The organism is Ruegeria atlantica, from assembly GCF_947495585.1.
GTDB classification, from domain to species: Bacteria; Pseudomonadota; Alphaproteobacteria; order Rhodobacterales; family Rhodobacteraceae; genus Ruegeria; species Ruegeria atlantica_G.
On the sequence record NZ_CANLZK010000001.1, the window covers coordinates 683,756 to 698,303 of the forward strand.

The window sequence follows — 14,548 nt, forward strand, 5'->3', positions numbered from 1 at the left end:
GCGCACTCATCAGGCGAGTGTCGCGCATCGGACACCATCAAATCTTGAACTGAGCGTCGAATACCAGTCAGGTTTCGGGCATCGTTATCACAACTTTACCAAGAACGGTGCGGTCGTTCAGTAAAGTCAGTGCCGCGCTTGCACCCGCTAATGGAAACCGTTCGCTGATTTGCGGTTTTATCAGAGATTTGGCGTATAAGTCGAACAATTCCCTGACATTTTCGGCATTTCCTTTGGGATCACGATAAACCGATGCCCCCCAGAACACACCAACAACCTGGCAGCCCTTCAACAAGGGAAGATTGAGTGGGATTTTGGGAATACCGGCCGGAAACCCGACAACAAGGAACCGGCCATTCCACGCCATGCTGCGCAGCGCTGGTTCGGCATAATCTCCGCCAACGGCATCATAAACGACATCCACGCCATTTGCGCCCGCTCTAGCCTTGATTTTGCCAGAGAATGCCTTTTGGGCATCGCGGTCCATCTGGCGGGAATATACGATTGTGTCGTCCGCCCCGATTTGACGGCAAAATTCCGCCTTTTCCTGCGAGGATACGGCCGCTATGACACGCGCCCCCATCGCCTTGCCCAGCTCAATGGCCGCGCTACCGACACCGCCTGCGGCACCCAGCACCAAAAGCGTTTCACCAGGCTGCAATGCGGCACGGTCTTTCAGCGCGTGGTAGGACGTGCCGTAGGTGAAAATGAAACATGCCGCGTCATCGAATGGCATCGATGTGGGGAATTTCACGGCTGTAGCCGCCTTGACCGTCAATTGCGTGGCAAAACCGCCATATCCGGTCAGCGCCAGAACCCTGTCCCCAACCTCGAACCCGTTCACGCCTTCGCCAACGCCCAATACCTCACCTGCGATTTCCCCACCCGGGGCAAATGGTCTGGGTGGTTTAATCTGATACAGGTCCTGGATCATCAACGTATCGGGGAAATTGACGCCAGCAGCCTTGACCCCAACCAGCAACTCTCCCTTTCCTGGCACCGGGTCGGGCAGGGTCGTAAGTTCCAAAGTATCCGGTCCGCCCGGCGCGACGCTGAGTAACGCTTGCATATTGACTGTCTTGTCCTTGTTATTCGGTTGAGAGGACCTTTGGCGCAGCGGTGAATGTTGTCAAGAATTCCGCAGGGTGCAAATCTCGCCGAAAATCGCCACCTGTGCCACAATTCAAAACCGAGGAGCAGACCATGACGCCTGAAACCCTATTTTCGCTGCAGGGAAAAACCGCACTGGTGACAGGTGGTGCCACCGGGATTGGCCGGATGGCTGCGGAATCGCTTGTAAGGGCAGGGGCACGCGTGCTGATCGCGTCGCGCAAGGGGGAAGCCTGTGAAGCCGTCGCGGCCGAGCTGAATGCTCTGGACGCGCCCGGCAGCGCCGAAGGTTTCAGCGGAGATGTCGGAACGGAAGACGGCGTTCTGGCAATGGTCGATGAGGTCAACAATCGCACGGATAGGCTTGATATCCTGATGAATAATGCGGGTATCTCTTGGGGTTCGCCGCTGGGACAGTTTCCCCATCACGCGTGGGAAAAGGTCAATTCCGTCAACGTCGCTGGTCTGTTCGAACTGACGCAGCGCCTGTTGCCGATGCTGATGAAGTCCGGAACACCTGATGATCCGGCGCGCGTGGTCAACGTTGGATCGGTAATGGGTGAAGTACCGATGGGCGACGGTGCCTACAGCTATTCCGCATCCAAAGCTGCGGTGCTGCACTTGACCAAGATTCTGGCCAAGGAATTGTCGCCCTATCACGTCACTGTAAACGCGCTTGCCCCGGGACCATTTGTATCACGGATGACAGCCTTTGCGACGGCAGACGAGGGGACGCGCGAAAAGGTTGGCAAGACGGTACCGCTGGGCCGTGTAGGTCGCGACGAGGATATCGCCGGGTGCATGTTGTTCCTGTGCGGGCGTGGCGGCAGCTATGTGACCGGAGCCGTCATCCCGGTTTCTGGAGGCCTAAACGTGGTGACCGCCGGCAATCTCTTCGCCGAAGCACTATAGGGCCGGGGGAATAGTTATTGGAAATGCTTGATAAATCACAACTCGACCTGACGGCGCTAAACACCTATCTCAGCGCAAATTTGGACGGTTACATGGGGCCGCTGGAAGCGACGAAGTTCGCCATTGGACAATCCAACCCGACTTTCGAACTGCGCACACCGTCCAAGACTTACGTGCTACGCCGTAAACCGCCAGGCGTTTTGCTGAAATCAGCCCATGCTGTGGAACGCGAGTTTCGCGTTCAAAGCGCACTGGCCGATAGCGCGGTTCCGGTCCCTCGGATGATGCTGCTTTGCGAGGATGACGACGTCATCGGTTCGGCGTTTTATGTCATGGAACGCTTGCAGGGACGTGTATTCCTTGAGCCGAGGGTGGATGAGGCCGACAACGCAACTCGCAGTGGTGTATTCGACGAAATGAACCGCGTGCTGGCGGATTTGCATGACGTCGATGTGGACGCAGTAGGCCTGTCCGACTATGGCCCGCCGGGCAACTACTTTGAGCGCCAAATTGCCCGATGGACCAAACAATATCGAGCATCCGAGACAACGACTATCCCCGAAATGGATGCACTAATTTCCGCGCTTGAGGGGGCCATTCCAGACGATGACGGGCAGCGAACTTTGGTGCATGGTGATTACCGCATCGACAATCTGATGTTCGAACAGAACGGTTCGCTCTGCATTGGCGTTCTGGATTGGGAGCTGTCGACGATCGGGCACCCATTCGCGGATCTGGCAGCGGTCATCATGCAGTGGCAACTGCCCCCTGGAAACGAGGGGCGCGGATTGGCAGGTGTCGACCGTCAAGCCCTGGGAATACCGTCAGATCAAGAGTTTGTCGGGCGATATTGCCAGCGTCGCGGCTTACCTGGAATCAAAAATTTCGGGTTCTACCTGGCGTTCAATTTCTTCCGAATGGCCGGAATTCTTCAGGGTGTGTACAAGCGTGCATTGGACGGCAACGCGTCTGACCCCAAACGCGCGCAGGTGTTCGGGGCCTATGTTCCGGTGTTCGCAAAACACGGGCTTGCCGCGCTGGATTCGTAGTTCGGGTGTCAGTCCGGCGCTTTGGAAAGTTCTAGTTTCAGATTGCCCAAGCTGTTCTTGCCAAAAAACATCTCGGTGCCCACAAACATTGTGGGCACTCCGAATACGCCTCGTTTTACGGCAGCCTTGGATTGCTCTTTGAGCCGCTGCTTTACCTCAGCACCCGTCATGGCCTCGCGGATCTTGCGCGCGGGAAGTTTGTTTTCCTGCATGATATCCATCAGCACACCCAGTTCATCGACTTTTTGACCATGTACCCAGATCGCATCAAATATTGCGTTTATATATTTAGATTCCCAGGATTTACCGGAGGCGAACACAGCACCGCGCATGGCAAATTTGGTGTTCACCGGGAAATGTGGGCTCATATGAAAGCTCAATCCGCGTCTGCGGGCAAAACGATGAAGATCATGTGTTAGATAGGCTGATTTCTGGCGATTTTCAGAAAATGCCTCGAAAGGGTTCTGATTATGCGTCGCCTTGAATATCGTCGGAAGTAACACGGGCACATAGCTTACCTGCATGCCATTTCGTTCCGCCAGTTTGGGCAAGACCTTATGGGCCAGAAATGCGTTTGGGCTGCAAAAATCAAAAATGAAATCTATGGTCTGCGTCATTGTCTAAACTCCGATACGACGATCTGTGAAATGAACTCTGAACCACCAGACGAATCTATAACGCGTCTAGTGTACAGGCGGGAAGGCTGGCGCGCACTGGCCGTTGGTCACGATGTGGGAAATCAGGAATTCCTCTATTAATTCAGTGCGTCACCGGTCAAGATCAACCAAACCGCCGAGGAGGTTCTAGAAACCCATGCGCAGCCAGACCACCCTTGATCCTACCCGCCTGAACCGCATACGGGACTGGATGCAGCGCTATGTCGATGAGCGCAAATACGCGGGCAGTTCATTACTATTGACCCACCATGGGTCCGAGGCGTTCTTTCACGCCTGTGGCCTTAGAAATGTTGAAAAGGGCCTACCGTTTCAGCGCGATACGATTGCGCGGATCTATTCGATGACGAAACCCGTCACCTCGGTCGCGGTGATGATGCTGGCCGAGCGTGGGTTGTTCCAACTCGACGCGCCACTCTCTGAATTCCTGCCTGAATTTGCTTCCGTGCTGGCTCTTGTGCCCGGGGCGGAGAGGCTGGATCAAACCGAAGATGCTCCATCCCCGACACTGCATCAGCTTCTGACCCATACAAGCGGATTCAGTTATCCGTTCAATCCCGGTGTTCTCCCGGCAGCAATGGATGCACGGAAGCTAATTTTTAGCCCAAATCAAGGGCCTTTGAAGGACAGGATCAGCGCACTGGCACAACTGCCATTGGCATTCCAGCCCGGAACCCGTTGGGAATATTCAGTTTCCACTGATGTGTTGGGCCGCGTGGTCGAGGTTGTGTCCGGCAAATCCTTGGATCAGTTCTTCGAGCAAGAGATCTTTGAGCCGCTTGGGCTGGCCGAGACCGGATTTTCTGTGCCCAAAGGGGCAGGGGATCGGTTCGCGTCTCTCTATACGCCGCTGGCTGGGGACGCGATGGCGCTGAATTCGGCCGAGACCGGCGATGACACTCTGCGATTGACGGACGAGGCAGGCGCATCCCCATTTGAAAAGGCGACGACCTTTTCGGGTGGTGGCGGTCTGGTCAGTACGATCGACGACTACGTTAAATTCACCGAGATGATGCAAAACCGGGGGCAGGGCAACGGCCACCGCTTGCTGGGTCCAAAGACAGTCGACTTCATGCTTCAAAACCACTTGCCGGGCGATATCGCCTCGATGGGCCCGCAGAGCTTTGCCGAGCAACCGATGGAAGGCATGGGATTTGGTCTGGCCGGGTCAGTCATCATCAACCCCGGCAGAACCCGAACACCTGGATCATTGGGGGATTTCAGTTGGGGCGGTATGGCTTCGACATTCTTCTGGATTGACCGCAGCAACGATCTGTCGGCCGTATTCTTCACCCAATTGTCCCCGTCCAGCTCTTACCCGTCCCGATCCCAGCTTAAGGCGCTAGTAATGGGCGCGTTAGTTGAATGACCCGCGTGGCGCTGATACGCCTTTTTCATAGCCAATCGGAGAGTCGCCAATGACCGAAGCAGAACGTGTCCTTCTTGACCTTTTGAACCTCGAAAGGCTCGAAGTGGACTTGTTCCGGGGCACAGGTTCAGGCGGCGAAACACCGACACGAATTTTCGGCGGGCAGGTCGTGTCTCAGGCTCTGGCGGCGGCGTACCGAACTGTGGATGATCGGTTGTGCCATTCGTTGCACGCCTATTTCATTCGTCCCGGCGATCCAACTATTCCTGTTATTTATCAGGTCGATAGAGCGCGAGATGGAGGTTCATTCACAACACGGCGTGTGGTCGCGATCCAGCATGGCAAACAAATCCTGAACGTGTCGGCTTCGTTTCACATTCAGGATGAAGGCTGGGATCATCACCACGAGATGCCCCAGATGGAAGCCCCCGAAAGTTATCCATCACGCACAGAACTACGCGCGAAGTACGTGGATCTGGTGCCCAAACACCTGCGCGGAGAGTTGACACGCGAGCGACCTATCGAGGTCCGTGAGGCCAGCCATCTTGATCCGTTTACACCCGAAAAGACGGATGACAGAAATCAAGTCTGGTTCCGTATGCCCGGTGCCGCGGGCGCTGATGCTGCCACTCAGCAGTTGCTGCTGACTTACGCGTCTGACATGTATCTGATGGGATCAGGTATGCGACCGCACGGCCTCAGCTGGTTTACGGGTGAAGTCAACGCGGCCAGTCTTGATCACGCTATGTGGTTCCACGCGCCGATCCATTTCGAAAACTGGCATCTGTATTCGATGGAATCGCCGTGGAGTGGGCGAGGGCGCAACTTCAACCGAGGGTCGATCTATGCACAAGACGGCACTTTGGTTGCTTCGGTCACGCAGGAAGGACTGATGCGCAAAGCGCAGAAGAAACTTTAATCATCGTCCGTAAATTGTTGATTTAACTTGTTCATGCCCCTAAGCCAGCTGTCGTAATCGCTGGACTTGTGCTGAATGTAATCCAACACCTGCGCATGCGGCAGCACCAGAAACTGTTCGGCTTCAATGGCTTGGACACAGGCTTGGGCCACGTCTTCGGGCTCTAGCATACCATCGATTGACGCTACCGAATCCTCAAAGCCGCGTGTCATTTCGGACCGAACCGCTTGCGGACATAGAACGGAAACGCGCAGGCCTTTATGGCTGTATGTCAGCGACAGCCACTCAGCAAAAGCCACGGCGGCGTGTTTGGAAACGCCATATGGTGCAGCGCCGGGCTGGTTCAAAAGTCCTGCAGCCGAGGCCGTTGTCATTATGTAGCCGCCGCCGCGCGCAATCATGCGCGGAACCAGATGACGCGCGGTCCAGACATGCGACATGACGTTGATCTTCCAGATCCGGTCCCAGTCTTCGTCCGGAACGTCCAGGCCACCAAGGGTCAGGATACCAGCATTTGCACAGAACAGGTCAATCGGGCCAATCTCATCTTCGACGTGATCGATCAACGCTTTGATACTGGCTTCGTCAGAAACATCGCATGTGACCGCGTGCCCGTTGATTTCCGTGGCCACGGTATGCGCGGCTTCGTCGTCGATGTCAGCGCAAACGACCGTTGCACCTTCGCGCGCGAACCGGATTGCCAGACCTTTTCCGATACCGTTGGCTGCACCGGTGACCACGACAGTTTTGCCATTCAAGTTCATCAGGGGCTCCGAATTGGACGATTTGAAAGGCATCGTAAGACATTGGCAATTTTGGGAAAACCGGAAACTGCCAATGCTAATAATTCACCATAATACCGATTATGCGGTAATTGGAATATCCTAGTAGAAGGCCTGAAGTCCCGTCTGTGCCCGCCCCAAAATCAACGCATGAACGTCGTGTGTGCCTTCATAGGTGTTCACGGTTTCCAAATTGACCATGTGACGGATAACCTGGAATTCCAGCGAGATGCCATTGCCGCCGTGCATGTCGCGGGCATTCCGCGCGATCTCCAACGCTTTGCCGCAGTTGTTGCGTTTGACGATCGAAATCATTTCGGGCGCAGCTTCGGCCTGATCCATCAAGCGGCCAACGCGCAGGCTGGCTTGCAGGCCCAAAGCGATCTCGGTTTGCATGTCCGCCAGTTTGCGTTGGAACAGCTGCGTCTGCGCCAGCGGCTTGTTGAACTGTTTGCGGTCCAGACCATACTGACGCGCACCGTGCCAGCAGCTTTCAGCGGCGCCCATGACGCCCCAGCTGATCCCATAACGGGCACGGTTCAGACAGCCGAACGGTCCTTTCAAACCCTGAACATGTGGCAGCAAGGCGCCCTCGTCCACTTCGACGCCGTCCAGAACGATCCCACCAGTGATCGAAGCCCGCAGGCTCATTTTGTTCTGAATTTTAGGCGCGCTCAAACCTTTGAGGCCCTTGTCCAAAACAAAGCCACGGATCTTGCCGTCATGCGCGTCGGACTTGGCCCACACTACAAAGACGTCTGCGATAGGTGAATTCGAGATCCACATCTTACTGCCGGTCAGCCGATAACCACTGTCGATCTTTTCCGCGCGGGTTTTCATGCCGGCCGGGTCTGAACCCGCATCAGGCTCTGTCAGGCCAAAGCAACCGATCCATTCGCCACTGGCCAGTTTTGGAAGGTACTTCCGGCGCTGTTCTTCGCTGCCATAGGCATAGATCGGGTACATCACCAATGAGCTTTGTACCGACATCATCGAGCGATAGCCAGAATCCACACGCTCAACCTCGCGCGCGACCAGGCCGTAGGACACATAACCGCCACCAAGACCGCCGTATTCTTCGGGGATCGTGGTGCCCAAAAGGCCCATTTCACCCATTTCGCGGAAGATTTCCGGGTCCGTTTCCTCGTTCTGGAAGGCTTCCAGAACCCGTGGTTGCAGCTTTTCCTGACAATATGCCTGCGCACTCGCGGCGATCATGCGCTCATCTTCTGTTAGCTGATCCGCCAGACGAAATGGATCGTCCCACGAGAACGCCCCCATGTCAGGTGCATCTTTGGCGCGCAAAGTCGGTTTGGTGTTCGGGGCGTTCATTTTGGTTCTCCGCTAGTCGGCTTTGTCGCAAAATACCCTGCCGTAACCGCAAATAACAGCTACAGTTTCGCAACGAACCATGAGTAAACCGCATAGAACAGGGCAGTGCGCCCTGCCCCGTGTTTTTACCCCAGCGCATACCCTGCGCCGCGAACCGTACGCACGGGATCTTCACCGCCATGCTGCGTCAGCGCCTTGCGCAAGCGGCCGATGTGAACGTCAACCGTTCTGGTATCGACGTAGATATCGCGCCCCCAGACCCGGTCCAGCAGCTGTTCGCGGCTCCAGACACGACCCGGTTTTTCCATGAACGTGCTCAACAGACGAAACTCGGTCGGGCCCAGTTTCAGCGGCTTGCTGTTGCGGCTGACCTTATGTGTCTCGGAATCCAGAATGATATCCGCAAATTCAAGCTTGATACCGACCGTCGCCGGGCGAACACGGCGCAACTGTGTGCGCACGCGCGCCATAAGCTCGACAACCGAATACGGCTTGACCACATAGTCATCCGCCCCGGTTTCCAGCCCGCGCACCTTGTCGACCTCTTCCGACCGGGCGGAAAGCATGATGATGGGGATTGATCGTGTATCCGGTCGCGTTTTAAGGCGGCGGCACACTTCGATCCCACTGAGGTTGGGCATCATCCAGTCCAAAACGATGATGTCCGGATTGTCTTCATCAACCAATAGCAACGCCTCGTCACCATTGGCCGCCTTGGATACACGAAACCCTTCTGCTTCGAGGTTGTAAGCCAGCACTTCACGCTGGGCCAGTTCATCTTCAACAACCAGTACCGTAGGCTGATCAGCGGACATAATCATTGCCTCCTAGGCGGTTTGCGAGGTGGTATCGGCTTTGGGACGTGCTTCTGACGGCCGTTCCCCAGTCACCAGATAAACCACCTGTTCAGCGATGGCTGTAACGTGATCGCCCATCCGTTCGATGTTCTTTGCGATGAAATGCAGGTGCATGCACGACGAGATGTTGCGGGGATCTTCAGCCATGAAGGTCAGAAACTCGCGGAACAGGCCGTTATACATCTGGTCTACTTCTTCATCCCGCTGGATCACGTCAGCGGCCAATTCTGCGTCACGTTGAATATAAGCGTCCAACGCGTCGCGCAGCATCCGCTCGACCTCGCGCGCCATACGGCGCAGGGCGGCGGCACTGCCGTTGATCTCGCCGGCGTCGACAAGAACCGTGGTGCGTTTGGCAATATTTTTGGAATAGTCGCCGATACGTTCCAGGTTGGCCGAGACCTTCAGAACCGACAGAACCAGACGCAGATCGCTCGCTGTGGGTGCCCGCAGCGCAATCACCCGCGCGGTTTCTTCGTTGATCAGATCCTCAAGCGCATCAATGGCTTTGTCGCCCTGACGCACCTCTTGGGCCAATTCGATATCCCGGGTTTCAAGCGAGCGCGCGGCGTTCATGATCGCGGCCTCGACCAGACCGCCCATCTTCATGATATGGGCCTGAACCGCTTCAAGGTCGCGGTCGAATGCAGATGCAATATGTTGTTCGGTCATGTTCAAATACCTGTCCTCAGCCGATACGGCCGGTGATGTAGCTTTCCGTGCGGGGGTCTTCCGGGTTGGTAAAGATCTGGCCGGTCTCGCCGAATTCAACCAGATTACCCAAATGGAAGAACGCCGTTTTCTGGCTGACCCGCGCAGCCTGTTGCATTGAGTGTGTCACGATCACCACCGAATAGCGCGACCGCAGTTCGTCAATCAGTTCCTCGACCTGGGCTGTGGCAATCGGGTCCAACGCCGAGCAAGGCTCATCCATCAGCAAAACCTCTGGTTCCGTTGCCACGGCGCGGGCAATACACAGGCGCTGCTGCTGACCACCGGACAGGCCGGTTCCGGGGGCGTCCAGGCGGTCTTTGACTTCATCCCAGATCGCAGCGCGACGCAGAGATTTCTCAACGATATCATCCAGTTCTGATTTGTTCTTTGCAAGACCATGGATGCGCGGACCATAGGCCACGTTGTCATAGATCGACTTGGGGAACGGGTTGGGTTTCTGAAACACCATTCCGACCTTGGCACGCAACTGCACCGGGTCGACGCGCTTGTCGTAGATATCTTCGCCGTCCAGCAGGATATCGCCCTCGACCCGGCAAATGTCGATGGTGTCGTTCATCCGGTTGAGGCAGCGCAGAAATGTGGACTTGCCGCAGCCCGATGGGCCGATAAAGGCCGTCACGGTCTTGTCCTCGATCTGGACATCCACGTCTTTGATGGCGTGCGTGTCGCCGTAATAAACCTGAACGTTGTTGGCGGCGATCTTGATGGCTTTGGAGTCCACGGTTCTCTCCACTCGTGTCATATCATTCATAATAGCCCCCATTTACCAGCGGCGTTCAAAGCGGCGGCGCAGAAGTACCGCAATGGTGTTCATTGTAACGAGGAAGATCAACAGGATGATGATGCCCCCCCATGCACGTTCATAAAAGGCCGGGTCGGCGCGCTTGGACCATTCATAGATCTGCGCCGGCATGGCCGAGTTGGGCGACAGGAAACCCGCAACAATTCCGTCGGGAGGGTTTGAGGCGATAAAGCCCACCATACCGATCAGCAGCAGCGGTGCGGTTTCCCCCAACGCCTGTGCCAGACCAATGATGGTGCCGGTCAGAATACCGGGCGCGGCCAACGGCAGAACGTGATGGAACACGGCCTGCATTTTCGAGGCCCCTACCCCAAGCGCCGCATCTCGGATCGATGGCGGTACAGCTTTCAGCGACGCGCGGGTCGAGATGATGATCGTCGGTAATGTCATCAGTGTCAGCACCAGGCCACCCACCAGCGGGGCGGAAGTTGGGAGGTGCATGTAGTTGATGAACACAGCCAGACCCAGAATGCCGAAGACGATGGAGGGAACGGCAGCCAAGTTCGAGATGTTGACTTCGATGATATCGGTCAACCGGTTTTGCGGTGCAAACTCTTCAAGATAAATCGAAGCCGCCACACCGATGGGCAAGGCAAGCGCCAGAACCACCAACATCATGAACAATGAACCCAGCATGGAGACACCGATCCCAGCCGCTTCGGGCCGTTGGTCAGAGGCATCTGCACCGAGAATGAAATCGGGGTTAAACGCCTTATACAGCACGCCCGCATCGCGCAGCTGATCAACGAAATCCAACTGCTCGACCGAAATGCTCTTGTCGTTGGCAATCGACTCGCGGGTCACGCGGCCTTTCATGTATCCATCGACACGGCTGTTGACCAAAAAGCGGAAGCTGACGGTATTGCCGATCTCATCTGGGTTGGCGATCACATAGTTCCGCAACTCGGCCTGCGCTGCTTTAGACAGGATCTTACCCATTGCCTTGGGTTTCAGGTCTGTTTGGATGCCCAGCTTTTCGACTTCGCTTTCCAGCGCAGACGCGATCAGAGGGGCATAGCCAAAGGTCGAAACCTTCTTGATATCCTCGATGTTCCGGTTGCCCTTCTTGTCCAGCTTGTCGGCCTTCAGCTCGACATTCAGTTCAAGAAAGCTTTGCTGAAATGCGCCGGTTCCGGCAGTGACGATATTGGTCACCAGCACAATCAGCATCAGCAAGCCGATCCCAATGGCGGCGATGCCGTACATTTTGAACCGGCTTTCAGCCGCATTGCGCCGTTTCGTGCGCGCATCCTTTTCGAACAACGAGCCACCTTTGGGCTTCGTGGTCGGAGCAGCGTCAGGCGTTTGGGAAATATCGGTCATTCGTACTGCTCCCGGTATTTGCGTACGATGTAGAGGGCGAAGATATTCAGCCCCAGTGTGATGATGAACAAGGTCAGACCCAGCGCAAAGGCCACCAGCGTTTCGGGGCTGGCAAAGTCAGTATCGCCGGTCAGCTGGCTGACAATCCGCGTGGTGATGGTTGTCATCGCCTCGAACGGGTTGCCCGAGAATTTTGCAATCGCACCGGCGGCCATCACAACGATCATCGTTTCACCAATGGCGCGGCTTGCGGCCAGAAGGATCGCGCCGACAATACCAGGCAGCGCGGCCGGTAGTATCACGTTGCGCACGGTTTCCGAATGCGTCGCACCCAGACCCAGTGAGCCGTCGCGCATGGTTTGTGGCACCGCGTTGATAATGTCGTCCGACAGCGACGAGACAAACGGGATCAGCATAATCCCCATAACCAACCCGGCAGTCAGAACCGCGTTCGAGCTGGCCATCCAGCCCACACCCAGCATGCCGCCATCGCCGAACATCGACACCAACGCCGGACCCACAGTCAGCAGAGCAAACAGACCGTAAACGATGGTCGGAATACCGGCGAGTATTTCCAACAGCGGCTTGGCGATGGACCGCGTCACGCCCGAGGCATATTCAGACAGATAGATCGCGGCAAACAGGCCAATCGGGACCGCCACAAGCAGCGCGATCACAGAGATGTACAGCGTGCCCCACAACAGCGGCAGGATCGACAGTTCACTGCCACCGCGGAAGTTCGGTGCCCATGTGCTGCCAAAAAAGAAGTCCTTCCACGAATGCAGTTGGAAGAAGTTCATCGTCTCAAAAAGCATCGAAAGAACAATGCCGATGGTTGTCAGGATCGCGATTGACGCGGCCAGCAATAGCAAGGCCAGAACCCCCTGCTCTACCACGTTACGGGCCCTAAACTCCTTGTGCGTACGCACATAAGCAAAGGCGGCCCCAAGCAGTGCCAAGGCCAAAACCACGACCTGCATCGCAACTGTCCCTGTGGACGTCATGCTGCGGAACTTCTGTGCTGCGACCAAAATCGGCTGTGTGATGTCCTGAGTCAGAACCTGGCCTGCGTCTTTCAGCGTTTTGGTCAGCGCTTCAATATCCGCATTGCCGTTTCGGGCTTGAGTTTCGGTCATCGCACCGCTGGCGACAGCGCCGTCCAGGCCGTATGCGACGCGGCGCACTTCACTCATGATCAGCCCACGCTCCGACCCTTCGGGCACTGCCTGATCAGGAATGAGGCTGGATACCGTGCTGTTTACGATCATCGGCTGGGCAAGAAGCCAGACGATCAGCACCCCAACTGCGGGAACCAGAGCCGTCAACGCAACGTTGTATCCGTAGTAAGACGGTAAAGAATGCAAATCGCGGACGTTACCACCCGCACTTGCCAGAGCGCGGGACCGACCCGCAAAAAATCCGATCACTGCCAGCGCAAGCAGGATAAGCAACAGCCAGGATAACGCCATGAGAACTCCGTGGGGATGGCAGAGATGGAGTCAAAAAGAACCGGGGCGCGAAAAACCGCCCCGGTTCCGTTCGTATGTGTGATTAGGAACCACCGCCCAGAACGGTTTCGTTGGCAACAGCTTCCTGTACCTTGACCAGCTCAGGGTCGGATACCAGGCCGTATTCTGCCAGCGGGCCGTCGGGCCCTGCGATCTCGTCGGCGACGAAGAACTCAGCATATTCTTTCAGGCCGGGGATCACGCCGATATGTGCTTTCTTAACGTAGAAGAACAGCGGGCGCGAAACCGGGTATTCACCGGTTGCGATCGACTCGGTCGAAGGAACAACGTCAGACATGGTTGCGACTTGCAGCTTGTCGGTGTTGTTCTCGTAGAACGCCAGACCAAAGACGCCGATGCCGTCTTTGTTGCTGTCGATGCGGGCCAGAGTTTCAGTGTAGTCGCCGTCGATGTCGACAGAAACGCCGTCGGTACGGATGGCGATGCACTGCTTTTCGGCTGCTTTCTTGTCGTCGCCGGCGGCTGCCTTGAACACTTCGAAATCGCCCAAGTGCTCACAACCTGCCAGGATCACCTTGTCTTCAAACACTTCACGTGTGCCGTGCTTGGTGCCGGGAATAAAGGTAGCGATAGGTTGTGCCGGGAAATCCGGGTTCACGTCGGCCCAGGTTTTGTTCGGGTTGTCGACAACTTCACCGTCTACAACGATTTTCGCGGCCAGCGCTTTGTACCAATCTTCCGGCGTGAACTCGAACGAGTTGCCGTTGATGTCGGATGCGAAAACGATGCCGTCATAACCGATCTGAACTTCGATGATGTCGGTCACGCCGTTTTCGGCACAGGCTTTGATTTCTTTTTCACGGATCGCGCGCGAGGCGTTTGCAACGTCGATGGTGTTTTCGCCAACACCTTCACAGAAACGCTTCAGGCCCGCCGAGGAACCACCCGATTCAACAACTGGCGTCGGGAAGTCAAAGTTTTCACCGAAGGCTTCAGCCACGATCGAGGCATAAGGCAGAACGGTCGACGACCCTGCAACCTGAACCTGATCACGAGCGGCGGCCGTGGTGGCCGATACAGCAGCGATGGTGAGAGCCGAAGCCGACAGTTTAACAAAGGACATTACAGTCTCCTTGAGAAAGGTAAATTCTGATCACCCCCATGATGATCTTGGGGCGAACCCCTAAGAGGCGTCGGTAAGCCTTTTGTGACAAG

General features: G+C 56.1%; 14 protein-coding genes. 4 read left to right on the forward strand and 10 right to left on the reverse strand.

What is annotated here, in order from left to right:
• Positions 1 to 67: 67 nt before the first annotated feature.
• Positions 68 to 1,069 (reverse strand): NADPH:quinone oxidoreductase family protein, encoded by a 1,002-nt coding sequence (locus QMP16_RS03350; RefSeq protein ID WP_282151213.1) that lies wholly within the window; start codon positions 1,067 to 1,069, stop codon positions 68 to 70.
• 134 nt (positions 1,070 to 1,203) lie between these two features.
• On the opposite strand from QMP16_RS03350, the gene QMP16_RS03355 reads away from it, so the two are divergent.
• Entirely contained in the window at positions 1,204 to 2,022 is an 819-nt protein-coding gene (locus QMP16_RS03355; RefSeq protein WP_282151214.1) for an SDR family oxidoreductase, read from the forward strand.
• Between the two features lie 23 nt (positions 2,023 to 2,045).
• Positions 2,046 to 3,071: a phosphotransferase family protein gene (locus tag QMP16_RS03360; RefSeq protein WP_282151215.1), complete on the forward strand. Its 1,026-nt coding sequence runs from the start codon at positions 2,046 to 2,048 to the stop codon at positions 3,069 to 3,071.
• 8 nt (positions 3,072 to 3,079) lie between these two features.
• Here the strand turns inward: QMP16_RS03360 and QMP16_RS03365 are convergent, their stop codons facing one another.
• Positions 3,080 to 3,688: a 2-hydroxychromene-2-carboxylate isomerase gene (locus tag QMP16_RS03365; RefSeq protein ID WP_282151216.1), complete on the reverse strand. Its 609-nt coding sequence runs from the start codon at positions 3,686 to 3,688 to the stop codon at positions 3,080 to 3,082.
• 196 nt (positions 3,689 to 3,884) lie between these two features.
• Here QMP16_RS03365 and QMP16_RS03370 point away from each other — a divergent pair, with 196 nt between their 5' ends.
• Both QMP16_RS03370 and QMP16_RS03375 read left to right on the forward strand, forming a co-directional pair.
• Positions 3,885 to 5,114 carry a serine hydrolase domain-containing protein gene (locus tag QMP16_RS03370; RefSeq protein WP_282151217.1) on the forward strand — a complete coding sequence of 410 codons (1,230 nt, stop codon included), beginning with the start codon at positions 3,885 to 3,887 and terminating at the stop codon, positions 5,112 to 5,114.
• A gap of 49 nt (positions 5,115 to 5,163) precedes the next feature.
• The gene (locus QMP16_RS03375; RefSeq protein ID WP_282151218.1) at positions 5,164 to 6,033 is read left to right on the forward strand and encodes an acyl-CoA thioesterase; all 870 of its coding nucleotides are present in this window, start codon (positions 5,164 to 5,166) and stop codon (positions 6,031 to 6,033) included.
• Here QMP16_RS03375 and QMP16_RS03380 read toward each other — a convergent pair.
• The 8 genes from QMP16_RS03380 to QMP16_RS03415 all read right to left on the reverse strand — a co-directional run bounded on the left by QMP16_RS03380 (position 6,030) and on the right by QMP16_RS03415 (position 14,456).
• Entirely contained in the window at positions 6,030 to 6,797 is a 768-nt protein-coding gene (locus tag QMP16_RS03380; RefSeq protein WP_282151219.1) for an SDR family oxidoreductase, read from the reverse strand. The genes QMP16_RS03375 and QMP16_RS03380 overlap by 4 nt on opposite strands.
• A 120-nt stretch (positions 6,798 to 6,917) precedes the next feature.
• Positions 6,918 to 8,147 carry an acyl-CoA dehydrogenase gene (locus tag QMP16_RS03385; RefSeq protein ID WP_282151220.1) on the reverse strand — a complete coding sequence of 410 codons (1,230 nt, stop codon included), beginning with the start codon at positions 8,145 to 8,147 and terminating at the stop codon, positions 6,918 to 6,920.
• A gap of 125 nt (positions 8,148 to 8,272) precedes the next feature.
• Positions 8,273 to 8,962, reverse strand: coding sequence for a phosphate regulon transcriptional regulator PhoB (gene phoB, locus QMP16_RS03390; RefSeq protein WP_058277939.1), 690 nt, complete (start codon positions 8,960 to 8,962; stop codon positions 8,273 to 8,275).
• A 12-nt stretch (positions 8,963 to 8,974) separates the two neighbouring features.
• Entirely contained in the window at positions 8,975 to 9,676 is a 702-nt protein-coding gene (gene phoU, locus QMP16_RS03395) for a phosphate signaling complex protein PhoU (RefSeq protein ID WP_282151221.1), read from the reverse strand.
• A gap of 16 nt (positions 9,677 to 9,692) precedes the next feature.
• Positions 9,693 to 10,490: a phosphate ABC transporter ATP-binding protein PstB gene (gene pstB, locus QMP16_RS03400; RefSeq protein ID WP_058271912.1), complete on the reverse strand. Its 798-nt coding sequence runs from the start codon at positions 10,488 to 10,490 to the stop codon at positions 9,693 to 9,695.
• Between the two features lie 12 nt (positions 10,491 to 10,502).
• Positions 10,503 to 11,864 (reverse strand): phosphate ABC transporter permease PstA, encoded by a 1,362-nt coding sequence (gene pstA / locus QMP16_RS03405; protein WP_282151222.1) that lies wholly within the window; start codon positions 11,862 to 11,864, stop codon positions 10,503 to 10,505.
• Entirely contained in the window at positions 11,861 to 13,333 is a 1,473-nt protein-coding gene (pstC, locus tag QMP16_RS03410; protein WP_282151223.1) for a phosphate ABC transporter permease subunit PstC, read from the reverse strand. Before pstC ends, pstA begins: the two co-directional genes overlap by 4 nt.
• An 82-nt stretch (positions 13,334 to 13,415) precedes the next feature.
• A complete protein-coding gene (locus tag QMP16_RS03415) occupies positions 13,416 to 14,456 on the reverse strand; it encodes a substrate-binding domain-containing protein (RefSeq protein WP_108858624.1) in 1,041 nt (346 codons plus the stop codon).
• Positions 14,457 to 14,548: the final 92 nt, after the last annotated feature.

What these genes read in the sequence shown, in the direction of transcription:
- QMP16_RS03350 (WP_282151213.1), bottom strand. Translation starts at nt 1,069, where the DNA reads ATGCAAGCGTTACTCAGCGTCGCGCCGGGCGGACCGGATACTTTGGAA.
- QMP16_RS03355 (WP_282151214.1), top strand. Translation starts at nt 1,204, where the DNA reads ATGACGCCTGAAACCCTATTTTCGCTGCAGGGAAAAACCGCACTGGTG.
- QMP16_RS03360 (WP_282151215.1), top strand. Translation starts at nt 2,046, where the DNA reads ATGCTTGATAAATCACAACTCGACCTGACGGCGCTAAACACCTATCTC.
- QMP16_RS03365 (WP_282151216.1), bottom strand. Translation starts at nt 3,688, where the DNA reads ATGACGCAGACCATAGATTTCATTTTTGATTTTTGCAGCCCAAACGCA.
- QMP16_RS03370 (WP_282151217.1), top strand. Translation starts at nt 3,885, where the DNA reads ATGCGCAGCCAGACCACCCTTGATCCTACCCGCCTGAACCGCATACGG.
- QMP16_RS03375 (WP_282151218.1), top strand. Translation starts at nt 5,164, where the DNA reads ATGACCGAAGCAGAACGTGTCCTTCTTGACCTTTTGAACCTCGAAAGG.
- QMP16_RS03380 (WP_282151219.1), bottom strand. Translation starts at nt 6,797, where the DNA reads ATGAACTTGAATGGCAAAACTGTCGTGGTCACCGGTGCAGCCAACGGT.
- QMP16_RS03385 (WP_282151220.1), bottom strand. Translation starts at nt 8,147, where the DNA reads ATGAACGCCCCGAACACCAAACCGACTTTGCGCGCCAAAGATGCACCT.
- phoB (WP_058277939.1), bottom strand. Translation starts at nt 8,962, where the DNA reads ATGTCCGCTGATCAGCCTACGGTACTGGTTGTTGAAGATGAACTGGCC.
- phoU (WP_282151221.1), bottom strand. Translation starts at nt 9,676, where the DNA reads ATGACCGAACAACATATTGCATCTGCATTCGACCGCGACCTTGAAGCG.
- pstB (WP_058271912.1), bottom strand. Translation starts at nt 10,490, where the DNA reads ATGAATGATATGACACGAGTGGAGAGAACCGTGGACTCCAAAGCCATC.
- pstA (WP_282151222.1), bottom strand. Translation starts at nt 11,864, where the DNA reads ATGACCGATATTTCCCAAACGCCTGACGCTGCTCCGACCACGAAGCCC.
- pstC (WP_282151223.1), bottom strand. Translation starts at nt 13,333, where the DNA reads ATGGCGTTATCCTGGCTGTTGCTTATCCTGCTTGCGCTGGCAGTGATC.
- QMP16_RS03415 (WP_108858624.1), bottom strand. Translation starts at nt 14,456, where the DNA reads ATGTCCTTTGTTAAACTGTCGGCTTCGGCTCTCACCATCGCTGCTGTA.